18 protein-coding genes and 9 tRNA genes are annotated in these 21,954 nt (G+C 64.2%); 8 read left to right on the top strand and 19 right to left on the bottom strand.

From position 1 onward, the window contains the following. Positions 1 to 1,050: a glycosyltransferase family 9 protein gene (locus tag ACCQ12_RS05490; RefSeq protein ID WP_372383107.1), complete on the top strand. Its 1,050-nt coding sequence runs from the start codon at positions 1 to 3 to the stop codon at positions 1,048 to 1,050. A gap of 189 nt (positions 1,051 to 1,239) precedes the next feature. Here the strand turns inward: ACCQ12_RS05490 and ACCQ12_RS05485 are convergent, their stop codons facing one another. Next, the gene (locus tag ACCQ12_RS05485; RefSeq protein ID WP_039404016.1) at positions 1,240 to 1,644 is read right to left on the bottom strand and encodes a DUF6165 family protein; all 405 of its coding nucleotides are present in this window, start codon (positions 1,642 to 1,644) and stop codon (positions 1,240 to 1,242) included. Positions 1,645 to 1,900: 256 nt separating this feature from the next. Next, positions 1,901 to 1,991 (bottom strand) — tRNA-Ser (locus ACCQ12_RS05480). Between the two features lie 195 nt (positions 1,992 to 2,186). On the opposite strand from ACCQ12_RS05480, the gene ACCQ12_RS05475 reads away from it, so the two are divergent. Beyond that, positions 2,187 to 2,891, top strand: a complete 705-nt coding sequence (locus tag ACCQ12_RS05475) for a PP2C family protein-serine/threonine phosphatase (protein ID WP_039404013.1) — start codon at positions 2,187 to 2,189, stop codon at positions 2,889 to 2,891. Between the two features lie 131 nt (positions 2,892 to 3,022). Here the strand turns inward: ACCQ12_RS05475 and dnaQ are convergent, their stop codons facing one another. Genes dnaQ through ACCQ12_RS05460 form a run of 3 tightly spaced genes read right to left on the bottom strand, consistent with a single transcriptional unit; the run spans position 3,023 to position 4,909 of the window. Continuing rightward, complete coding sequence (dnaQ, locus tag ACCQ12_RS05470) at positions 3,023 to 3,757, bottom strand: DNA polymerase III subunit epsilon (RefSeq protein ID WP_372383106.1); 735 nt, start codon at positions 3,755 to 3,757, stop codon at positions 3,023 to 3,025. An 8-nt stretch (positions 3,758 to 3,765) separates the two neighbouring features. Next, a complete protein-coding gene (gene rnhA / locus ACCQ12_RS05465) occupies positions 3,766 to 4,218 on the bottom strand; it encodes a ribonuclease HI (protein WP_047695411.1) in 453 nt (150 codons plus the stop codon). Between the two features lie 34 nt (positions 4,219 to 4,252). Continuing rightward, positions 4,253 to 4,909 carry a hypothetical protein gene (locus ACCQ12_RS05460; RefSeq protein WP_372383105.1) on the bottom strand — a complete coding sequence of 219 codons (657 nt, stop codon included), beginning with the start codon at positions 4,907 to 4,909 and terminating at the stop codon, positions 4,253 to 4,255. A 12-nt stretch (positions 4,910 to 4,921) separates the two neighbouring features. Here ACCQ12_RS05460 and gloB point away from each other — a divergent pair, with 12 nt between their 5' ends. Beyond that, the gene (gene gloB / locus ACCQ12_RS05455) at positions 4,922 to 5,689 is read left to right on the top strand and encodes a hydroxyacylglutathione hydrolase (RefSeq protein WP_372383104.1); all 768 of its coding nucleotides are present in this window, start codon (positions 4,922 to 4,924) and stop codon (positions 5,687 to 5,689) included. Continuing rightward, positions 5,686 to 6,861 carry a transglycosylase SLT domain-containing protein gene (locus tag ACCQ12_RS05450; protein WP_372383103.1) on the top strand — a complete coding sequence of 392 codons (1,176 nt, stop codon included), beginning with the start codon at positions 5,686 to 5,688 and terminating at the stop codon, positions 6,859 to 6,861. Before gloB ends, ACCQ12_RS05450 begins: the two co-directional genes overlap by 4 nt. Positions 6,862 to 7,286: 425 nt before the next feature. On the opposite strand, the gene ACCQ12_RS05445 is transcribed toward ACCQ12_RS05450, so the two are convergent. The 10 genes from ACCQ12_RS05445 to ACCQ12_RS05400 form a co-directional block, all read right to left on the bottom strand. Continuing rightward, positions 7,287 to 9,257 (bottom strand): peptidyl-prolyl cis-trans isomerase, encoded by a 1,971-nt coding sequence (locus ACCQ12_RS05445; RefSeq protein ID WP_047695407.1) that lies wholly within the window; start codon positions 9,255 to 9,257, stop codon positions 7,287 to 7,289. Positions 9,258 to 9,529: 272 nt separating this feature from the next. After that, positions 9,530 to 9,606: transfer RNA gene (locus ACCQ12_RS05440), tRNA-Asp, on the bottom strand. A gap of 92 nt (positions 9,607 to 9,698) precedes the next feature. Further along, positions 9,699 to 9,775: transfer RNA gene (locus ACCQ12_RS05435), tRNA-Asp, on the bottom strand. A 27-nt stretch (positions 9,776 to 9,802) separates the two neighbouring features. Beyond that, positions 9,803 to 9,877 (bottom strand) — tRNA-Val (locus ACCQ12_RS05430). Positions 9,878 to 9,888: 11 nt separating this feature from the next. Then, positions 9,889 to 10,161, bottom strand: coding sequence for a non-specific DNA-binding protein Hbs (gene hbs / locus ACCQ12_RS05425; RefSeq protein ID WP_002806049.1), 273 nt, complete (start codon positions 10,159 to 10,161; stop codon positions 9,889 to 9,891). 214 nt (positions 10,162 to 10,375) lie between these two features. Continuing rightward, complete coding sequence (gene lon, locus ACCQ12_RS05420) at positions 10,376 to 12,847, bottom strand: endopeptidase La (protein ID WP_372383102.1); 2,472 nt, start codon at positions 12,845 to 12,847, stop codon at positions 10,376 to 10,378. A gap of 143 nt (positions 12,848 to 12,990) precedes the next feature. Beyond that, positions 12,991 to 14,277: an ATP-dependent Clp protease ATP-binding subunit ClpX gene (gene clpX / locus ACCQ12_RS05415; protein ID WP_003483788.1), complete on the bottom strand. Its 1,287-nt coding sequence runs from the start codon at positions 14,275 to 14,277 to the stop codon at positions 12,991 to 12,993. Positions 14,278 to 14,402: 125 nt separating this feature from the next. Continuing rightward, positions 14,403 to 15,029, bottom strand: coding sequence for an ATP-dependent Clp endopeptidase proteolytic subunit ClpP (gene clpP / locus ACCQ12_RS05410; protein WP_002806026.1), 627 nt, complete (start codon positions 15,027 to 15,029; stop codon positions 14,403 to 14,405). Positions 15,030 to 15,121: 92 nt separating this feature from the next. Then, positions 15,122 to 16,414, bottom strand: coding sequence for a trigger factor (tig, locus tag ACCQ12_RS05405; protein WP_372383101.1), 1,293 nt, complete (start codon positions 16,412 to 16,414; stop codon positions 15,122 to 15,124). A 204-nt stretch (positions 16,415 to 16,618) separates the two neighbouring features. Beyond that, positions 16,619 to 16,703 (bottom strand) — tRNA-Leu (locus tag ACCQ12_RS05400). Between the two features lie 271 nt (positions 16,704 to 16,974). On the opposite strand from ACCQ12_RS05400, the gene ACCQ12_RS05395 reads away from it, so the two are divergent. The 3 genes from ACCQ12_RS05395 to ACCQ12_RS05385 all read left to right on the top strand — a co-directional run bounded on the left by ACCQ12_RS05395 (position 16,975) and on the right by ACCQ12_RS05385 (position 20,477). After that, positions 16,975 to 18,243: a two-component system sensor histidine kinase NtrB gene (locus tag ACCQ12_RS05395; protein WP_372383100.1), complete on the top strand. Its 1,269-nt coding sequence runs from the start codon at positions 16,975 to 16,977 to the stop codon at positions 18,241 to 18,243. 723 nt (positions 18,244 to 18,966) lie between these two features. Continuing rightward, the gene (locus tag ACCQ12_RS05390; RefSeq protein ID WP_104581080.1) at positions 18,967 to 20,229 is read left to right on the top strand and encodes a lipase family protein; all 1,263 of its coding nucleotides are present in this window, start codon (positions 18,967 to 18,969) and stop codon (positions 20,227 to 20,229) included. A gap of 98 nt (positions 20,230 to 20,327) precedes the next feature. Next, the gene (locus ACCQ12_RS05385; RefSeq protein WP_158255459.1) at positions 20,328 to 20,477 is read left to right on the top strand and encodes a hypothetical protein; all 150 of its coding nucleotides are present in this window, start codon (positions 20,328 to 20,330) and stop codon (positions 20,475 to 20,477) included. A 13-nt stretch (positions 20,478 to 20,490) separates the two neighbouring features. Here the strand turns inward: ACCQ12_RS05385 and ACCQ12_RS05380 are convergent. The 4 genes from ACCQ12_RS05380 to ACCQ12_RS05365 all read right to left on the bottom strand — a co-directional run bounded on the left by ACCQ12_RS05380 (position 20,491) and on the right by ACCQ12_RS05365 (position 20,965). Beyond that, a tRNA-Lys gene (locus ACCQ12_RS05380) sits at positions 20,491 to 20,566 on the bottom strand. Positions 20,567 to 20,660: 94 nt separating this feature from the next. Beyond that, positions 20,661 to 20,737: transfer RNA gene (locus ACCQ12_RS05375), tRNA-His, on the bottom strand. Positions 20,738 to 20,769: 32 nt separating this feature from the next. Beyond that, a tRNA-Arg gene (locus ACCQ12_RS05370) sits at positions 20,770 to 20,846 on the bottom strand. Positions 20,847 to 20,888: 42 nt separating this feature from the next. Next, positions 20,889 to 20,965: transfer RNA gene (locus tag ACCQ12_RS05365), tRNA-Pro, on the bottom strand. A 151-nt stretch (positions 20,966 to 21,116) separates the two neighbouring features. On the opposite strand from ACCQ12_RS05365, the gene ACCQ12_RS05360 reads away from it, so the two are divergent. Beyond that, positions 21,117 to 21,878, top strand: coding sequence for a Bax inhibitor-1/YccA family protein (locus tag ACCQ12_RS05360; protein ID WP_039403972.1), 762 nt, complete (start codon positions 21,117 to 21,119; stop codon positions 21,876 to 21,878). The last annotated feature ends 76 nt before the right edge of the window (positions 21,879 to 21,954 follow it).

The raw sequence follows: 21,954 nt of genomic DNA, 5'->3' as shown, positions 1-21,954 counted from the left end.
ATGGCTGTAACGCCTGCATCGCTGTGTCTGCTGCGCTTGTCCGCCCTGGGCGATGTCACCCATGTGGTGCCGCTGGTGCGCACGCTGCAAGCGGGTTTCCCGCAGACGCAGCTGCACTGGATCATCGACCAGGCGGGACTCAAGCTGCTCGATGGCCTGCCGGGCGTGCAGTTCCATGCCTACGACAAACGCAGCGGCGTGGCCGGCATGCGCGCATTACGCCGGTCGCTGGCGCCGCTGGGGCGCTTCGACGCCTTGCTGCAAATGCAGGTGGCCTTTCGCGCCAACGTGTTGTCGGCGTTCGTGCCGGCGCGCCGGCGTATCGGCTACGACCGCAGCCGCTCCAAGGATCTGCACGGGCTGTTCGTCAACGAACGCATCCCCGACCGCCCGGGCATCCACGTACTCGATGCCATCGGCAGCTTCGCCGAGCCGCTGGGCCTGCGCCAGACGCAGGTTCGCTGGGACCTGCCGGTGCCCGCCGAGGCGCACGCCTGGGCAGGCGCGCAGTGGGACGACGACGGCCGCCCGGTGCTGATGATTTCGCCCTGCTCCAGCCATGTGCGACGTAACTGGTACCCGGAGCGCCACGCGGCGCTGGCCGATCACGCGGCGGCGCAAGGCTGGCGCATCGTGCTGTGCGGCGGCCGCAGTGCACTGGAACGCAGCACGGCCGACGCCATCGTCGCCGCCACGCGTGCGCCGGTACTGGACCTGGTCGGCAAGGACACACTCAAGCAGCTGCCCGCGCTGCTTGCCCGCGCAGACCTGGTGGTCACCCCCGATTCGGGGCCGATGCACATCGCCAACGCGATGGGCACCAAGGTGCTTGGCCTGCACGCGGCCAGCAACCCCAGACGTAGCGGGCCTTACTCGGATGTGCGCTATTGCGTGGACCGCTACGACGCGGCCGCGCGCAAACACCTGGGCAAACCGGCCGAGCAGCTCCGCTGGGGCACCAAGATCGAGTTCGACGAGGTGATGTCGCTGATCACCGTCGACGATGCGATTGCCGCATTCGAACGCTATCGCGCCGATCATCCGCGTTGAGCATTGGCCGCTGCAGCCACGCGCGTACCGGCGTGTTGCGCGGTGAGCCTGCGCGGCGCGCAAACGCGACACAGCGATCTCATCGTCCCACGAGGCAATGGGCAACGCCCTGATCGCCAGCCGCCGGGACACGCACCGCCGGCCCTGTGGCCCCACTGACGTACGCCAGCGCGATCACCCGATCACGTCTCAGGCGCCGGTTGCGCGGTAATCCTGATAGGACTTCTCTTCCACATACGACGAGCCCAGCGCCAGATTGATCTGCTTCTTGATCCGCGCACGCTCGTCGTTTTCGATGTACACGCTGCGCGCCAGCTGCACGAAGCCGTCGTCGAAGGTCTGCGCCTGTTCCTTGAGCCGGATGTCGTCCTCGATCACCCACAGCCGCTCGTTGACGGCTTTGAGCTCGGCGCGCAGACGCACAATGTCGTGGCCGGCGGCCGGATGCGCCATCCAGCTGTTTTCCAGCGCGGACAACTCGTTGCGCACATTCGCCAGTTTGGCCGCATCGCTCATGCGCTCGGACTTGATCTGCAGGATCGCGATCTTGTCGAGCAGCTCACCAAAGGACACGGGCACCAGGATCTCGGACATGACAGGCCTCCAACGGGGATCGAGCGGATTGTAGTCATCGCAGCCACAGCCGGCTGCGACACATAAACAAAAGCCCCCTTGCGGGGGCTGATGCGAATCTGGCGGAGAGGGGGGATTCACTCGGCACTACGTGCCTTCGCCCTGCGGGCGGCTTCGCCGTGCAGACAGCTGCGCTGTCTGTCGAACCCGGGGCTTCTCACCCCCCAACGCCGCCGGCGAAACTCACGCGGCACTGGCACAACTGCTCGCCTCAATCTGGCGGAGAGGGGGGGATTCGAACCCCCGAGGCGCTATAAACGCCTGCCTGATTTCGAGTCAGGTACATTCAACCGCTCTGCCACCTCTCCAGATGGTCCCCAGTGTCCTGGGGCCGTGCATCATACGGGCACACGCGTCAGGCCACAAGCGGCCTGGGCCAGCGTCGGTGTCACCGCCCGCCGGCCCGGCGTGAACCGGCGCTGCGGCACCGGCAATGGCTCGGTTGCTGCTGGCCGTCCCGGCCGCGATGATGGTGGCGTACCTTCTCCCTGGCGACCGGCCCCATGCTCGAATTCGGACACCTCACCCACGTCGGCCTGCGCCGTGACCTCAACGAGGACACCTATTACGGCGACAGCGAGCTGGGGCTGTGGCTGGTGGCCGACGGCATGGGCGGTCACGCCTGCGGCGAGGTGGCCAGTGCGCTGGCGCGCGAGACCATCGTGCGCGAAGTCCGCGCCGGCACCCCGCTCGCCCAGGCCGTGCGCATCGCCGACGAAGAAATCATCAAGACCTCGCGCCGATGCAACGACACGTTGCCGATGGGCACCACCGTGGTCGCCGCACGCGTGCTGGGCCAGCGCTTCGAAGTGGCCTGGGTCGGCGACAGCCGCGCGTATCTGTGGCGCGACGGCCGTCTGGCGCAGTTGAGCCAGGACCACAGTTATGTGCAGGAACTCATCGCCCAAGGCACGTTGACCAGCGAGCAGGCGCGCGCGCATCCGCATCGCAATGTGGTGACCCAGGCGTTGGGCGTCACCGACCCGGCGCACCTCAACGTTGCCACCATGCAGGGCGAACTCAAATCCGGCATGCAGCTACTGCTGTGCAGCGACGGCCTGACCGAGGAAGTGGACGATGCCGCCATCGCCGCAACCCTGTCGCAGGCCGACTGCAGCGCGCAGGAGTGCGTGGAATGCCTGGTGGCCGCGGCACTGGATGGCGGCGGCTCGGACAACATCACCGCCATCCTGGTGCGCAGCTACTGAGCAAGGCTGCGCGCCGTCGGCCTCGGACGTCGGCGCTGATCGCCTAACACAGCGCCGTGCTGCACCTGGCACAGGCCCACCATGGCGTATGCCGCGAGCGCGTGACGGCAGACGCCCCCGGCGCAGCCGTCCTAGCCTGCCGCAGCAACCTCCTCAACCAGCGCATCCCACAGTGCACGACCGGCTTTCTTGCGCAACTGCGCCAGCCGCGCTTCGTGCGCCTGCGTTTCCGACGCGGTGACCACGACCCGCGGCCGCGGCAACAACAAGGCCGGGTCGAAGGTGATCATGCCGCTGCCGTCCTCGGAGCGTTGGCCGGCATCGGCGCTGGCAAAGCCGATCTCTTCCTGCCCGGAGGTCAGCGCGATGTAGACATCGGCCAGGATCTGCGCATCGAGCAGGGCGCCGTGCAGCTGGCGATGCGAGTTGTCCACGCCCAGGCGCTTGCACAAGGCATCCAGTGAGTTGCGCTGCCCCGGGTAACGCTCGCGCGCCATCATCAAGGTATCGGTCACGCTGGCGCGATCGGTGATGCGGCCATAGCCGCTGCCCAGCAGCGAGAGCTCGTTATCCAGAAAGCCCAGGTCGAATGCGGCGTTGTGGATGATCAGCTCCGCACCGTCGATGTAGGCGAGAAACTCCTCCACCACGTCGCTGAAGAGCGGCTTGTCGGCCAGGAATTCCAGGGTCAGCCCGGTCACTTCCTGTGCCCCGGGCTCGAAGTCGCAGTCCGGCTTCAGATAGCGATGGAAATTGTTGCCGCTGGGCCGTCGCTCCAGCAGCTCCACCGCACCGATTTCGACGACGCGGTTGCCCTTGCGCCATTCCAGGCCGGTGGTTTCTGTATCGAGAATGATCTGACGCATGAATCCTCTTACGCAGTTGCAGCGCCACCGCGCTGGGCGATGGCCTGGTTGCGGGCGAGCACGTCGACGCGCTCATTGTCCGGGTCGCCATTGTGCCCCTTCACCCAGCGCCAATCGATGCGATGGCGCTGGGTTGCCGCGTGCAGCCGCTCCCACAACTCGCGGTTCTTGACCGGATCGCCGCCGGCAGTTTTCCATCCGCGGCGCACCCAGCCGGACATCCATTCGGTAATGCCCTGGCGCACGTATTGCGAATCGGTATGCAGCACGATCTGGCATGGCTCGGTCAACGTTTCCAGGGCCATGATCGCCGCCATCAGCTCCATCCGATTGTTGGTGGACACCGCTTCGCCGCCGGCCAGTTCCTTTTCGCGGCCGTTGTAACGCAGCAGCGCTGCCCAGCCACCCGGCCCGGGGTTGCCGAGGCAGGAGCCGTCGGTATGCACTTCAATTGATTTCATCAGGTTCCAAGAGTTGCAATGAGGCAAAGGTCAGTCAGATCGTGGCCACCGGTTGCGGCCAACGCGACGGCAGCGCAATCGGTGTGGGCGCGATCGGTGCCGAGGCGCGCTTTTCCACTTCAAGTAAATACACCGCGCGCCACGGAGCGTGGCCAGGATCGGAGGAGCCGCGCCCGACACGCCAGACCGGCCCCAGGTAGCGCTCTGTTTCCACGCAATGCAGGCCGGCGCGCTGCGCCAGCAGCCGCCAGCGATCCGGCCGCAAGGCCACCGGGCCGCGGCGCGCCCAATGAAACCGGTAAGGGCTCAGCGGGTTGAGCGTAAACAGCCACAGCCGGCCACCCGGCATCAACAGCCGCTCGCACTCGCTCAGGAAATCCGCCGCACCGCCGACCACGGCATGTTGCACCACGATGGCCTGCAGGCTTTCGGTTGGCAGCGGGAACGGCATGGTGCAGCGGGCATCGCCGGCGAACCGCCCCGCACTGCGGAACAGGCGCAGCCCGCGCCCATCCAGCGACTCGCGTGGTGGCAGATCCTTGGTCGGCGTCAGCCACAACCACGGCTGGGAGGGACGCGTCTGCAGCGCCTCCAGTGCCAGGCGACGCTCGGACTGGAGCAGGCCGCGCCCTGCCCCCGTATCAAACCAGGATGAGACACCAGCTTGACGGGAGAATGGCGGGGCAGGCATGGTCCCAATTCTATGCGACTGATCGCCCTGCCCGCATTCGATGACAATTACATCTGGGCGCTGGTCGCTGCGGATGGCCGCGCCATCATTGTCGACCCCGGTCAGGCCGAGCCGGTCATCGCCGCCGCACAGCACGATGGCGTGGTGCCCACGGCCATCCTGTTGACCCACCATCACGCCGATCATGTCGGCGGCGTGGCCACGCTTCAGCAGCGCTGGCCGGACCTGGAGGTGTTCGGGCCTGACGACGAGCGCATTCCCGGCAACGCGCATCGGGTTGGTCAGGGCGAGCGCCTAGCGCTATTGGGGACGGCACTGGAGGTGCTGGAGGTTCCCGGCCACACCCGCACCCACATCGCGTTTGCAACGGGCACCCACTTGTTCAGCGGTGATACCCTGTTCAGCCTAGGCTGTGGGCGGATGTTCGAAGGTACCGCTCCTCAGATGTTCGACTCGTTGCAGCGCCTGGCCTCCCTGCCTGGCGACACGCTTGTGTGTTGTGGCCACGAATACACCCTGGCCAACGCGGCCTTTGCGCTGCATGTCGATCCCACCAACGCTGCCTTGCAGCGCCGTCAACAGGAAGCCCAGGCCATGCGTCATGCAGCCCGTCCTACCCTGCCGATTTCGCTCAAGAGTGAACTGGCCACCAATCCGTTCTTACGTACCAACCGCCCCGAGATCCGCGCCGCAGTCACACTGCGCGCGACTGCAGCGGTATCCTCCGAAGTAGACGTATTCGCCGAACTTCGGCGCTGGAAAGACGAATTTCGCGCATGAGGCCGTTGGTGTTGGCAGTGCTGGCCGCGTTTGCGGTCACTGCACCGGCGGCGGCCTCGTCCAACGACGCAGCCCGCCTGAAACCCGCAGACGGCCCCACCGCATCGCCCGCCGCCCCCAGCATGCGTAACGGGCGGGAGATCTTTTCGGCATTCCTGGACGGCCGCGCCGATCCCGGCTGCGACAGCGAACACAGTGACACGCGCTGGGAGCAGCACTTCTCACGCGCCCCGGCCCGCCTGGCCGACGATGCACAGGATGTCCTGCCGCTGTTCGGTTATGTCGTCGATGAACTTCGCGCCGCCGACATGCCGACGGAATTCGCGCTGATCCCCTTCGTCGAGAGCGGTTATCGCCCCGGTGCACGTAACGGCAGCGGCCCTGCGGGCCTGTGGCAGTTTGTCGCCACCACTGCACGTAACCACCATGTACCGGTCGGCGCGCAATACGATGGCCGCCTGTCGGCGGTGGATTCCACCACTGCGGCGGTGCGCTATCTCAAGACCTTGTACGGCATGTTCGGTGGCGACTGGCGACTGGCGCTGATGGCGTACAACGCCGGCGAGTACCGCGTGCTGCAGGCGATGCGCAGCGCCGGGGTGAATGCCCAGAATGCCAGCCCGTCGCAACTGCCCGGCATGTCCAAGGTCACCTACGACTACGTCGAAAAGCTGCATGCGCTGGCCTGTGTCCTGGACCACGCGCAACAACAGGGTACGTTGCTGACCTCGCTGGACCGCCAGGTGCCGGTATTGACCGAGCACGCACTCCCTGCCGGTACCAGCCTCAACACCTGGGCCGGGCAACGTGCCATCGAGCCGCAGTTGCTGGCTCGCCTGAACCCTGCGGTGGCAGGAGCGCGCGCGGCCCCCAGGGGCGTCCATGTCCTGGCTCCGGCAGCGCCCGCGCAGCCCGGATCCAGCGGTGCCGTCGTCGCCTCGACGACTCCGATGATGGCAACGGATAACGGTGCCGCTGCCACCACCAGTACTGTGATAGCCAAGGCCTCCGGCGCGCCCGCCCGGACCCACACGGTTCGCAACGGCGAATCTGCCTGGGCCATTGCCCGCCGCTACGGCATCACCGTGGCCACCCTGCTTGCCAGCAATGGCCTGGACAAGCGCGCGGTATTGAAGCCGGGCATGGTGCTGTCGTTCAACGACGCACCCTGAGGGCGCACCGGTCGGGCGCCCCCACCATTCCGGGTGCCGAACTCCCCAACCGCCATAGCCATCACGCTCTTGCAGAAACGGCCCTGGCCGCGAGGGGGACGTTCCCGGGAACAGTCCCCTCGCGGCCAGGGCCGCTACCACCACGACACTACGCGCAGTGCGTAACGACCCGGCCGCTCGTGCCCGGCAATCCTGCACTGGATAGCTTGCAACGCCGCTCGAGCGCGGGCCATGCGCGTCATTGCCACTGAACGGCCTTGTCTGGAAACGTCTTTCCGAATCCAGGCAGCAGATTCTGCATGCGCCAAGCGCTGGCATAGGCAAGCACACCACCGCACCCTCGGACTGTTCGCACAGCACGGTGACAGGCAAAGAAAAAGCCCGGTTACCCGGGCTCGTTCCTGACACCATCCGACAGCGCGACCTTACAGCTGCGCTTCTTCGATCTGGATCTTGTACCGCTTGCGCATTTCTTTGACATAGGCCTGGGCGGCATTGTTGCCATCGATCTGGCTCAGCTGCTCGCGCAGCATCGTCTGCTGTTCGGCCGGCATCTGCTTGAGGTCGCCCGGCGTCGCCTTGCTGATGACGAAGACCGCGAAACGACCGCCATCGAGCTCCACCTTCCCTGCCGATGGCTTGCCTGCAGTCGGACGCGGGGCACTGAAGATTGCGCGGTTTGCAGCCGGCGTCGGAATCGGCGCGGTACGCGGCAACCCCGGGATCGGCTGCACCTGCAGCTTCTCACTTGCAGCCAGTGCCTGCAGGGTCTCGCCCTTCTGCACGCGCGCCAGCAGCGCATCGGCCGCAGCAGCAGCCGCCTTTTCAGTGCGATCGGCGTGGACCGCGGCAATCACCTTGTCGCGCACCTTGTCCAACGGCAACGCCTGTTCGGCGGTGTGATTGGTTACACGCAGCACCACGCTGTGGTTGGGCGCGATGGTGATCGGGTCGCTCACCGTGCCGTCCTGCACCAGCGTTTCGGAGAACGCCGAACGCAGCACCGCCGGGTTGGCGGCAATGCCGCTGGCCGTGGTCCGCGAGAACGGGCCCAGCGTCTGCACCGGCAGGCCGACCTGCTTGGCCGCAGGCTCCAGCGCGGTGGGGTTCTTGTAGACCTGATCCACAAGCTTGCCGCTCACGTCCGCAAATGCCTTGTCGGCGTCTGCCTTGAGCTGCTCGGCGGCCAGCTGGTCACGCACCTGCTCGAACGACTTGCCCTGGCCACCCTTGACCTCACGCAACTGGATCACGTGATAACCGAATTCGCTCTTGACCGGCCCGACCACGTCGCCCGCCTTCATCGAAAACAGTGCGTCTTCGAATGGCTTGACCATGGTGCCCTTTTCGACCCAACCCAGGTCGCCACCGGCAGCCTTGGAACCGGGGTCCTGCGAGTTGGCCTTGGCCAGTGCCGCAAAATCGGCGCCTGGCTGCTTGGCTTCCGCTGCAAGCTTTGCCGCCTTCGCCTCGGCCGCCTTTTGCGCGGCAGCATCGCTGCCGGCACTGATCAGGATATGCGACGCCAGACGCTGATCCGGCTCGACGAAGCGCGCCTTCTCTTCCTCATAGCGCTTGCGCAACGTCGCCTCGTCGGCTGCCGTCGCAGGCGGCATCGTGGCGGCATTGAGCTCCACATATTCGATGGTCACCGTCTCGGGCTGACGGAAGTCCTGCGCATGCGTGTCGTACCACTGCTTGATCTGCGCATCGCTAACGGGTGCGGTATCGGCCGCCGGCGCCGGCAGCATTGCCAACTCCACATCGCGCGTCTCGCCCATCAGCTTGAGCAGGCGCTCGAATTCGGCCTTGGTTGCAAACCCCGATTCGGCCACGGCCTGCGGGATCACCGACTGCTGCAGGCTGTCGCGCACCAGCGCGTCAAACTGCGCAGGCGTGCGCGGCGGCGTGCCCTGTGCCAGCGCGGCGCGATACTGGTCGGGGCTGAACTTGCCGTCGACCTGGAACGCCTGGATGTTGGTGATGTAATCGCGCACCGTCGCATCGCCGATCACGATGCCGGCATCTTCCGCGCCCAGACGCACCACTTGTTCGTCGACCAGCTGGTCGAGTACCTGCAGCTTGTTCTCGCGGGATTCGAACGTGCGCGGGTCGAAATTCTCGCCCTGGCGCTGACGTTCCTGCATGCGCGCCTGCTCGAAGCGTGCACGGAAATCCTGCGTGCTGATTTCATGGTGCTGCCACAGCAGCGAGACCGGCCACCATGACGGTGCCGATTTCCACCACGTGGGTGGCGCCTGCACCTTGGCCACGTTGTTGGCGCCAATGCCGCCCAGGTAGCTGTTGTCGATGACGAACAGGAACGGAATCATCAGCAACCCCAGGATGGCGGTAGCGATCCAGCCTGACGTCTTGTCGCGAAGTTTCTGCAGCATTGGCAAATCACGGCCTGTGGGCGAGCCGCGCAGTGTAACCCGCCTGACGCCAAGCACCCAGCCCGACGCCCGCTGCCGCAGCGCGGCGATGCATAAACTGGATCCCGGCGCAGAAGCCGCGGCGCCCTGGACGTGATGGAGAGAAGGACAGACATGGCACCCGCTCCGCCATGCCCAGGCCATTTGTCTGCAGCGCCGCAACCGCCAAACCCACCGCGAGACAGACACCATAAAAAAAGCCCCCGGCACAAGGCCGAGGGCTTGGGTACAACTGGCGGAGCGGACGGGACTCGAACCCGCGACCTCCGGCGTGACAGGCCAGCATTCTAACCAGCTGAACTACCGCTCCGCTTTAAACTTGGACATCTTCCCCAACGCATTCGCAGCGCAAATGTTGTGGAGAAAACGAAGCCCCCAATCGCTCAGGGGCTTCGGTGTAACTGGCGGAGCGGACGGGACTCGAACCCGCGACCTCCGGCGTGACAGGCCAGCATTCTAACCAGCTGAACTACCGCTCCGCGCTTGAAACTTTGCCTGGTGCTTAGTGGTGGGTGCTGAGGGTTTCGAACCCCCGACCCTCTCCGTGTAAGGGAGACGCTCTACCGCTGAGCTAAGCACCCTAGCGAGTCGATTAGTTTACTGCATCCTTCAGGGCTTTGCCAGCCTTGAATGCAGGATTCTTCGAAGCGGCGATCTTGATGCTGTCGCCCGTCTTCGGATTGCGGCCGGTACGCTCAGCGCGCTCGCGGACCTGGAAGGTGCCGAAGCCAACGAGGGTGACGGCGTCGCCCTTCTTCAGCGCCTTGGTGATTTCGCTCACAACCGCGTCGACAGCACGGCCAGCTTCAGCCTTGGAGATGTCAGCGGCAGCGGCAACGCCATCGATCAATTCGGTTTTATTCATTCTTGAAACTCCCTTTGCGGCAGATGCCGCGGAATCGACAATCGGCGCTCTTGCCGTTAGCGAAGAACCCGACACAAGTGGTATCGCGTGACGCATCACATTTTGCCGCGCCCACGAGTCGTGCATTTATACCAGCGCCCCCAACAGCACGCAAGCCAAAACCCAATAACGACGCGGGTTTTGGCTTGTTTCGGGATGTCCTAGACAGCGCGCGTTAGTGCTTGACGCGCGCGCCGGGAGTGGTGCGCGACTTACCGCGGACGGCAACGCGCGATGCGGTCTTGCGCGCCTTTTCCTTGCCGGCCTTCTTCGGCGCCAGCGGGCGCTCCAACGCCAGGTCCAGCACTTCGTCGATCCACTTCACCGGCACGATGTTGAGATCGCGGGTGACGTTGGCCGGGATGTCGGCAAGATCCTTGCGGTTCTCGTCCGGGATCAACACCGTGCGGATACCGCCGCGCAATGCCGCCAGCAACTTCTCCTTCAACCCGCCGATCGCCGAGACGCGGCCACGCAGCGTGATCTCGCCGGTCATCGCCACATCGGCACGGATCGGCACCTTGGTCAGGATCGACACCAGCGAGGTCACCATCGCAATGCCCGCGCTCGGGCCATCCTTGGGGGTGGCACCGTCGGGCACGTGCACATGCACGTCCTGCTTCTGCAGGAAATCCACGTCGATGCCCAGCCGCTCGGCGCGCGAACGTACCACCGACAACGCAGCCGATGCCGATTCCTTCATAACGTTGCCAAGCTGACCGGTGAGGATCAGGTTGCCCTTGCCCGGCACCAGCGTGGATTCGACCTGCAGCAACTCGCCGCCGACTTCGGTCCATGCCAGACCGGTCACCAAGCCGATCTCGTTTTCTTCTTCGGCGCGACCGAAGTCGAAACGACGCACACCCAGATACTTGTCTAGATTCTTCGAACCAACCGTCACCAGCGCCTTTGGCTTACCCTTCTTGGCCACGGCTTTCTTGGCTGCCGGCTGTGGGCCGGCCAGCGCGATCTCCTTGACCACCTTGCGGCAGATCTTGGCGATTTCACGCTCCAGGTTACGCACGCCCGATTCGCGCGTGTAATAGCGCACGACATCCTGGATCGCGTCGCCACCGATCTCGATCTCTTCCGGCTTCAAACCGTTGGCCTTGATCTGCTTGGGCACCAGATACCGCATGGCGATATTGAGCTTTTCATCCTCGGTGTAGCCGGGGATGCGGATCACTTCCATGCGGTCCAGCAGCGGGCCCGGGATATTTAGCGAGTTGGAGGTGGCGACGAACATCACCTCCGACAGATCCAGATCCACTTCCAGATAATGGTCGTTGAAGGAGTTGTTCTGCTCCGGATCCAGCACTTCCAGCAATGCCGACGACGGATCGCCACGGAAGTCCATCGACATCTTGTCGATCTCGTCCAGCAGGAACAGCGGGTTCTTGCTGCCGACCTTGTTGAGGTTCTGCACCAGGCGGCCCGGCATCGAGCCAACATAGGTCCGGCGGTGGCCGCGGATCTCGGCCTCGTCGCGGATGCCGCCCAGGCTCATGCGCACGAACTTGCGGTTAGTCGCCTTTGCGATCGACTGCCCGAGCGAGGTCTTGCCCACACCCGGCGGACCGACCAAGCACAGGATCGGCCCCTTCATCTGCTTCACGCGCGACTGCACAGCCAGGTATTCAAGGATGCGCTCCTTGACCTTGTCCAGACCGTAATGGTCGGCGTCCAGCGTGTCTTCGGCGACCTTGAGGTCCTTGCGCACCTTGGTGCGCTTCTTCCACGGCACGCCCAGCAGCCAGTCCAGATAGTTGCGTACCACCGCCGCTTCAGCGGACATGGGCGACATCTGCTTGAGCTTGTTGAGCTCGGCCTTGGCCTTGGTTTCGACCGGCTTGGGCATGCCCGCCTCGGCGATCTTGCGGGCAAGCTCTTCCAGCTCACCCGGCGCGTCGTCCAGGTCGCCCAGTTCCTTCTGGATCGCCTTCATCTGTTCATTGAGGTAGTACTCGCGCTGGCTCTTTTCCATCTGCGACTTGACGCGGCCGCGAATGCGCTTCTCCAGCTGCTGCACGTCGATTTCGCCGTCCACCAGGCCAACCAGCAGCTCCAGGCGCTCACCGATATCGGTGATCTCCAGCAGGCGCTGCTTGTCGGCCAGGCGCACGCCGATATGCGCGGCAATGGTGTCGGCCAGGCGCCCCGGCTCGTCGATGCCGGCCAGGGTCTGCAGCAGTTCCGGCGGCAGCTTGCGGTTGGTCTTGACGTACTGCTCGAACAGCGACATCAGCGAGCGCGCAATCGCTTCCACCTCGCGCGGCTCACGAGCATCGCTGGCTTCGACCTCGGTGCCTTGGCCCTGCAGTGCGCCGTCCTGCTCGACGACCTTGTCGACAGTGACGCGCGACAGGCCTTCGACCAGCACCTTGATGGTGCCGTCGGGCAATTTGAGCAGCTGCAACACCTGCGCCAGGGTGCCGACGGCATACAGATCGCCGGCCGCCGGGTCGTCGGTTTCGGCCGACTTCTGCGCTACCAGCAGGATGCGCTTGTCCGCTTCCATGGCTTTTTCCAGCGCGCGCATCGACTTGTCACGGCCGACGAACAGCGGGATCACCATGTGCGGAAATACCACCACGTCACGCAGCGGCAACACCGGCAGATCGAGAACTTCTGATTGGGACTGGGCCATGGGGCGCTCCGCAGGAATGGGGGTTTAGAGGCACAAAAAAGCCGATGGCCCCGTTATGGGGCCATCGGCGAGGTGTTGCAAGTAGCGCTCGGAAAGCCTTTAGCCGCGAGCGGGGCCAGGCCCGGGCAACGCGGCCGCAGGGCTCAGTCGCCGGACGCGGCCTTGGCCGGGGCCGGTTGCGCCTGGTAGATCAGATACGGCTCGGATTTGTGCTCGATCACCGACTCGTCCACCACCACCTTGCTGACGTTTTCCTGCGAGGGCAGCTCGTACATCGTGTCCAGCAGGACCGATTCGACGATGGTGCGCAGGCCACGGGCACCGGTCTTGCGCTTGAGCGCCTTCTTGGCGATCGCGGACAAGGCATCCGGGCGGAACTCCAGTTCCACGCCTTCCATGTCGAACAGCTTCTTGAACTGCTTGGTGATGGCGTTCTTCGGCTCGGTCAGGATCTTGATCAGCGCCGGCTCGTCCAGCTCCTCCAGCGTTGCAACCACCGGCAGGCGGCCGACGAACTCGGGGATCAGACCGAACTTGATCAGATCTTCCGGCTCGACCTCTGCCAGGATCTTGCCGACTTCCTGCTTGCGCTCGCTGCTCTTGACCTTGGCACCAAAGCCGATGCCGCCGGCGTCGTTGGAACGTTGCTGAATCACCTTGTCCAGGCCGGCGAACGCGCCGCCGCAAATGAACAGGATGTTCTTGGTGTCGACCTGCAGGAATTCCTGCTGCGGATGCTTGCGGCCACCCTGCGGCGGCACCGAGGCAACCGTGCCTTCGATCAGCTTCAGCAGGGCCTGCTGCACGCCTTCGCCGGACACGTCACGGGTGATCGACGGGTTCTCGCTCTTGCGCGAGATCTTGTCGATTTCGTCGATATAGACGATGCCCTGCTGCGCCTTCTCGACGTCGTAGTCGCACTTCTGCAGCAGCTTCTGGATGATGTTTTCCACGTCCTCGCCGACATAGCCGGCCTCGGTCAGCGTGGTGGCATCGGCGATCGTGAAGGGCACATTGAGCAGGCGTGCCAGCGTCTCGGCCAGCAGCGTCTTGCCCGACCCGGTCGGACCGACCAGCAGGATGTTGGACTTCGCCAGCTCGACGTCGTCGTTCTTGCTGCGGCTCTCGATGCGCTTGTAGTGGTTGTACACCGCTACTGCGAGCGTGCGCTTGGCGCGCAACTGCCCGATTACGTATTGATCGAGAACCTCGAGAATCTCGCGCGGCTTGGGCAGGCTGGAACGTGCCGACTGCGCCTTCTCTTCGAGTTCTTCGCGGATGATGTCGTTGCACAGCTCAACGCACTCATCGCAGATGAACACGCTGGGACCGGCAATCAGCTTACGGACTTCATGCTGACTCTTACCGCAGAACGAGCAGTAGAGAATCTTGTTGCTGTCGCCGGAACGACCTTGGCGGTCTTCGCTCATGCTTCTGTTACCCAGTTACCCCACCCGATGTACGGGGGTTCGATTTCGAGAATAGCACAGGGTCGGGAGGACATTCGCCCCACCCGACCCTGCCGGTTTTTCCTGCAATTTCAGCGACCTGGCGATCAAGACGGCTGGATCGACTCTTCCGGACGACGCTCGAGCACCTGATCGACCAGACCATAGGCCTGCGCATCGACCGCGCTCTTGAAGTTGTCGCGCTCGGTATCGCGCGCGATGGTTTCCAGCGACTGGCCGGTGTGCTTGGCCAGGATCTCGTTCAGGCGCGAACGCAGGGTCAGGATTTCGCGGGCGTGGATGTCGATGTCGGTCGCCTGGCCCTGGAAACCACCCAGCGGCTGATGGATCATCACGCGCGAATTCGGCAGCGCGTAACGCTTGCCGGCCGCACCCGATGCCAGCAGCAGCGCGCCCATCGAGGCCGCCTGACCGACGCAGATGGTGCTCACGTCCGGCTTGATGTACTGCATGGTGTCGTAGATCGCCATGCCGGCAGTGACCACGCCGCCGGGCGAATTGATGTAGATGCTGATGTCCTTTTCCGGGTTGTCCGCTTCCAGGAACAGCAGCTGGGCCACGATGACGTTGGCCATATGGTCGTCGATGGGACCGACCAGGAAGATCAGACGCTCCTTCAGCAGACGCGAGTAGATGTCGTACGCACGCTCGCCACGGCTGGTCTGCTCGACCACCATGGGCACCAGGTTCAGGGCTTTGGTCACAATGCTCATCGGTCTTCCTGTTGTGGCAGCGGCCTGTGCCGACGCCCGTGTTCGATATCCGCACCCTGACGACGGCAGGGCGCGGTTCTCTTGCTACCGCCTCAGACCCGAATGGCGTCCTGGAACGACAGCGGCTGCTCGGTGTGCTGGGCGCGCTCGGCGATCCAGTCGATCACCTGCTCTTCCATCACACGGCTCTGCAGCCCACCCATCAGTTGGGGGTCGTTGCGGTACATCTCAATGACCTGTTCCGGCTCTTCGTAGGTCGAGGCGATCAGACGCAGCGTTTCGCTGACGCGCTTGGATTCCAGACGCAGTTCATTGCGACGGGCCACCTCGCCCACCAGCAGACCGACCAGCACGCGCTTGGCGGCCGCGTCCATGAAGCCCTGATGCGCGTCGTCCGGCACCTGGCCCGGATCGCGGCCGCTGCGGCGAACCTGCTCAACCTGCTGGGCCAGCATCGAACGCGCTTCGTTCTCGACCAGGCGCGGCGGCATTTCGACGTGCGCGTAGGCGGCAATCAGCTGCTCGCCCACTTCGCGGCGCAGACGGTTCATCAGCGCGCCCTTGAGTTCGCGCTCCAGGTTGGTGCGGATGTCGGCGCGGAACTGCTCGGCATCGCCGCTCTTCACGCCGAAGCTCTTGATGAACTCCTTGTCCACTGCCGGCAACACCGGCTCGGAGACCTCGACCGCCTTGACGTGCACCTGCACGGTCTTGCCTGCCAGCTGCGGCACGCGCCATTCGGCAGGAAAATCGACGGTCAGGGTCTTTTCTTCACCCTTGGTCAGGCCTTCCAGGCCCTTTTCGATCTGGTCGAACATCACGCCCGAGCCCAGCACGCTGCTGCCGGTCTCCACGCCTTCGGCGGGCAGACGCTCGTCGCCGGCCTGCGACCAGGTCTCCAGCGCCACCAGGTCGCCGACCTGCGCGCCGCGCTCGACCGGATTCCAGGTGCGGCGCTGCAGGCGCAGGTTTTCGATCATCTGGTCGATATCGGCATCGGTCACTTCGGCGGTATGACGCACCACCGACAGCTGGCTCACGTCGATGTCGCCGAAATCCGGCACCACTTCGAAGGTGGCGACGAAATCGAAGTCGCTCTCGCCCTGGTCGATCCGCGGGTTGCCGGCCAGGCGCAGCGAGTGCTCGCGCACCGCCGAATCGAAGGTCTCCCGCAGCAGGCCTTCCATCGCTTCGGCACGCACCTGCTGACCGAAGCGCTGCTCGATGACCTTGGTCGGCACCTTGCCGGGACGAAAGCCCTTGATGCGGGTGGTCCGCGCAAGTTCGCGCAGGCGGCCACCGACATGCGTCTCCAGGCGCTCCTGCGGCAGGGTGAAGGTCAGGCGGCGTTCCAGATTGCCGGTGGATTCGATCGATGCTTGCATGTTGACTCCTGCCACCGACAGCGCACGGCGTCGGCACGAGATGGAAGATGCGGGTTGACGGATGGCGAGAAAGCCGCCGAGCCTTGTAGTTTCGCCGATAACGGCGGCCGCTGCCAGCGGGATGCGTGCAATGGCACGCCTGGCGAGAAAAACCTGTGGTCTACATGGGCGTCGGCGGCCGGAACACTCACGGCCGAGCTGCACTGGTGCGAAAGGGGGGACTCGAACCCCCACGCCTTGCGGCGTCAGAACCTAAATCTGGTGCGTCTACCAATTCCGCCACTTTCGCAGTGCTGTACGCGCCCGCCATTGTTGCAGGGATGCTGGCAAAGAAAAAGCGCTGCTGCCTGTCCAGGGCGGTCTGCCGCCATTTCTGACCTTACCTGGCGGCCGTTGGCTCCCTCTTCGCAGCGCTCCCGACATCTACCAGTACGCTAGAGTCCGGTGAATGGTTCAGCGTAGCGCCCTGTTGCAGGATGAAGCAATGCCGTGTTCTTGCGCACGGCGACGGCAATGTTTGCGAAAATTCCGTTAATCAGCCGAGAGAGACAACCGCCGCGATGAAAGATCGGTATCGGCAGATCGTGGCACTGTCGCGAGACTGCATCAAAGAGATCGACCTCGACGGGCGGATCACGGCAGTCAACGTCAACGGCTTGACCGTCCTTGGCGCCAGCCACCAGGACCAGTTGCTCTCCCGCCCGTGGCGCGAGTTATGGCCGGCGGAGTCCGTGCACCTGGTGGATGCGGCAATGGCAGCATCGATCGACGGCACGGTGCACGAGTTCGAGGCGACCTGCGTCAATTTCGGTGGCGTCCGGCAGACCTGGCAGGTGGTCACCAGCCCGTTGTTCGACGAGTTCGGCAATGTCGAAGCCATCCTGGCGGTCAGCAAGAACATCTCTGACCGCCGGGCACTGGAGGCGGCCTTCCACACGCTGGACCGCACCCTGAAGGCAGAGCGTGAATTCTCCACCGGCGCGCTGATGCTGGCACGCACGCGCGAGCATTCGCTGTCGACCGAGCTGCATACCTTGCGCGGCCTGCACGAGCGCACCGAAGGCGACCTGGACATCGCGCGTGCCGCGCAGGGCGCTGCGGAGAAGATTTCCGAGCAGGCGCAGAAAGGCGAGGCAGTCGGCCAATTGCTTGCCGGCGTGGTGCACGACCTGAACAACGTGCTGCAGGCCGCCACGTCGGCGATCGATCTGGTGGTGCAACGCGGGCAGATCGACGCAAAGGATGCCAAGCTGCTCGCCGTCGCCGATGCGGCGCTTCAACACGGCTCGGTCATGGCGCAGCGCCTGGTCGGGTTTTCGCGCCAATATCCGTACAGCCCCGAAGTGGTCGACCTGGCCGCCCTGGCCGAACAGCTCAACCCGCTGCTGGAGCAGGTGATCGGCGCGGACCTGCAGCTGCAGTTGCACAGCGATGCGGGCGGATGCTGCGCGATGGTCGACCGACACACGGTGGAACGCGCGCTCTTGAACCTGGTCATCAATGCGCGCGATGCCTGTGACAGCGGCGGCATCATCCGTGTCGAGACGGGCTACGCACGCGTGACCGAGGCCGACGCAAGCCTGACCAAACCCGCCGGGGCCTACGTCACCATCGCCGTCGCCGATGATGGCCATGGGATGGATCAGCAGGTGCAGTCACGGCTGTTCGAAGCGTACTTCACCACCAAGGGTGCAGACCGCGGCGCCGGCCTGGGCCTGGCGCAGGTCTACAGCGCCGTGCGGCAGGCAGGCGGTTTTGTCGAGGTCATTTCGGCGCCGGGTGAAGGCGCGCGCTTCCTGCTTGCGTTTCCACGCGTGGATCAGGCTTAGCATCTGATCGGCGGGTGCGGGAGCCGGCGCACTGCATTGCGCCGCAAGCAAGTGAGATACCGGTGTAAACCGTTGCGTAATGCGGCGCACCGCATCATCGATGCCACAGGCCGATTACTGCCGCCCGCCGGCACTACCTCGGTCGTGTCGGCAACATGCCGATGTACTTCAAGAAGTCGGCGGGACGTCTGCAACGATGACATGCGCTCGTGCTGAGAGTCATCCAGCCACTTTTGTGACCGATGCAGCCTTGCCAGTCACTTGCCGCGCAGCCTGGATGGCGATCGAACCGCCTAGTGACACCGACTCGTCCCGACTGGCCCTTGCACCCGGAAAGCGGCAGCCGCTGGCGCACTGATGCTGGCCTGCGTCCAGGCAGCCGCGTCCAACATCCGATGAATCGATACAGGCGAAGACGTGCGTGACACTTCGCGCATTCGCGCCGGGAGTGCGCGCTTCGTTGTTGCGGAATGCGGCCCTGATCCACAGGCCCATAGTCTGGCCTCCTGAACAGTCAGGGCCTCGCCAGCACCCATCCATTACCTGTCGCAACGCCGTCACTGCCGATCAGGGCACCGCGTTTGCCTCGATCCACACACCCCGCTGACAAAGCGCCGATTGCATGCGATCCATGCCACCACTGTCGCAGCCGACACCTTGAAGCGTCCCACCACTCCCCCACGCAGCCGCATTCACCTGCGGTCGCACATCAGGACATCCGCCATGGGAAACAAACGAAATCGCAATGCATCACGTCTGTTCACCGCCATTGGAACTGCGCTGGCCTTCCTGCCCGTGATCGCGATGGCATCGCCTGCGCGTGGCACCCTGCTCAACAGCAACTTCCTCACCAGCTATACCCGCACCGCGCTTGCTGCATTGCTGCCCAACGACAAGGCCAGCGACCTGCCCAAATGCGATGTCAGGGTGGCCGAGTTCACCTATGCAACGGTCGGCGTGAAGGGCGAACCGACCACGGCGTCTGGCGTATTGCTCGTGCCAGGTGGTGCCAGCTGCACAGGCCCCTATCCGTTGCTGAGCTGGGACCCAGGCACCGAACCGCAACGTGCCGCAGAGCAGGCCAAGGAGATTCGTGACGCAAAGGGCGATGACCCGATCGTTACCCGACTGGCCGGCCGGGGATACGTGGTGGTCAGCACCGATTATTTGGGCCTGGGCAAGTCCACCTATCCATTCCACCCCTACCTGCACGCGGACAGCGAAGCCAGCGCGACCATCGATGCGATGCGCGCCGCCCGCCAGGTCCTGGCACGGCTGAACACCCCGCTGTCGGGCAAGGTGATGCTGTCGGGCTACTCGCAAGGTGGTCACGCCGCCATGGCAACCCAGCGCGAAATCGAGGCGCACTATCCCAACGAGTTCAAGCTGGCCGCCAGCGCGCCGATTTCCGGCCCGTATGCATTGAGCCAGACCTTCCTGGACAGCTGGAGCGGACGCAATGCCGTTGGCGAAAGCACGTTCGGCCTGGTGCTGGTGACCTACGCCCTGGTCGGCATGCAGCACGCCTACCAGAATGTCTACCTCTCGCCGTCACAGGTGTTCCAGGACCCGTGGGCGGGAAAAGTCGAAGGCCTTTTCCCGGGCAAGAACGATCTGATCGATCTGGCCGTCGGCGGACTGTTGCCGACGATCGACAAGGTCGGCAGCTATTTCCAGCCGAGCTTCTACAAGGACTTCCTGCGTAACCCCAACAACCGGTTCCGCCAGGACCTGGTGCGCAACGATCTGCTGGACTGGACGCCACGGACGCGCACATTGCTCTGCGGCTCCTCCAATGACGCCACCGTGCCACTGAAGAACGCGAGCACCGCCATCGACGCCTTCAAGCGCCGCGGCAGCACTCAGGTCTCGGTGGTGGATGTGGGCAGCGGCGATCCCGCCGACAACGATGCCCTGGCACATCTGGCCAGCAAGGAAAGCTGCATGATCGCCGTGCGCCAGCAGTTGCTGGACAAGCAACGCTGAGCGCAGGCGCTTGCGCACAGCGGCCCGGGACGCACGCAACACCAGGACGGCGCGCAGCGCATTGCCGCCGTCTGCACAGCGACGATGCCGTTGCCAGGATGAAAAAGCCGGGCGCCACTGATTTGGCGCCCGACGCGCCGGCAGTCATTGCACACAGCAATGACGCGCCGGATGCCACGCAGGCCAAGATTGCCTGCGTCTGCGACAAGCATCTGCGCAAAGAAAAACAGCCACTCAACTTGCGCTGAGTGGCTGCCTGTCTGGTGGGCCGTCAAGGATTCGAACCTTGGACCTATTGATTAAGAGTCAACTGCTCTACCAACTGAGCTAACGGCCCTGAAACTGGTCGCACATTGTATGCGCGTTTTTGCTTCGTTGCAACACCCCGCGACGCATCGGGTCAAACTTTCCTGCACTTGCCTGTCATTCAGTGGGGTGGCTGAGGGGACTCGAACCCCCGACATCTGGAATCACAATCCAGTACTCTAACCAGCTGAGCTACAGCCACCACTGAAAACCTGCTTCCTACCGTACCGCCGATGGCGCGCCCGACAGGACTCGAACCTGTAACCGCCGGCTTAGAAGGCCGGTGCTCTATCCGGTTGAGCTACGGGCGCCCGGACCGAACTTCGCATTCCCACGCCGTCAGGAGCTCGGAATGGTCGGGGTAGAGGGATTCGAACCCCCGACATCCTGCTCCCAAAGCAGGCGCGCTACCAGACTGCGCTATACCCCGGCGGGACCTTTCAATCCCGAAGGCTGGAAAGGTCGGCTATTTTGGGAACGATTGGCCTCGCTGTCAATCACCCAGTGTAAATTGGGCGATCCGGTATCCTCGCAACAACGCTCGTCAACTCGGCGAGCACACACTTTCATGGAGAACACGCATGCGTAGCGGTAACCCGGCCCTCCGGGAATCCACGTTCCTCGACCTCGGCTCCGGCTCGGTGGTCACCCGCGATGGTCAGGCGATGACACTCAACGGCACGGTCAACAAGACCGGGCTGCTGTTGCTGATGGCGGTCCTCACCGCCGCGTTCGCGTGGTCGCAATCGCTTGGCGCCGACGGCGTCCCGCTGCCGGCCGCACGTATCTACATGATTGCCGGTGCGATCGGCGGTCTGGTGTTCGCGCTGGCGACCAGCTTCAAGCCGACCTGGGCGCCGATCACCGCGCCGCTGTACGCACTGGTGGAAGGTTTCTTCCTGGGTTCGATATCGGCCGTGTACGAAGCACGCTTCAACGGCATCGTATTCCAGGCGGTCCTGCTGACCTTCGGCACCATGTTCGCGCTGCTGTTCGCGTACCGCAGCGGCATGATCAAGGCAACCGAGAACTTCAAGCTGGGCGTGGTGGCGGCTACCGGCGGCATCGCGCTGGTGTATCTGGCGACAATTGTCCTGGGCTTTTTCGGCGTGCGGATTCCCTTCATCCACGACTCGGGCCTGGTCGGCATCGGCTTCAGCCTGTTCGTGGTGGTGGTGGCGGCACTGAACCTGGTGCTGGATTTCGACTTCATCGAGAGCGGTGTCGAGCAGGGCGCACCCAAGCACATGGAGTGGTACGGCGCGTTCGGCCTGATGGTGACGCTGGTGTGGCTGTACATCGAGTTCCTGCGCTTGCTGTCGAAGCTGCAGTCGCGGAACTAAGCGGGGAATCGGGATTGGGGAATCGCTAGAGCGTTTCCCTGCGATCTATGGCATGGAGTGGCTTCAGACATTTCCA

Source organism: Xanthomonas sp. NCPPB 1068 (genome assembly GCF_041479385.2).
Taxonomy (GTDB): Bacteria; Pseudomonadota; Gammaproteobacteria; order Xanthomonadales; family Xanthomonadaceae; genus Xanthomonas; species Xanthomonas cannabis.
This window is presented reverse-complemented; position numbering and strand designations above follow the sequence as displayed.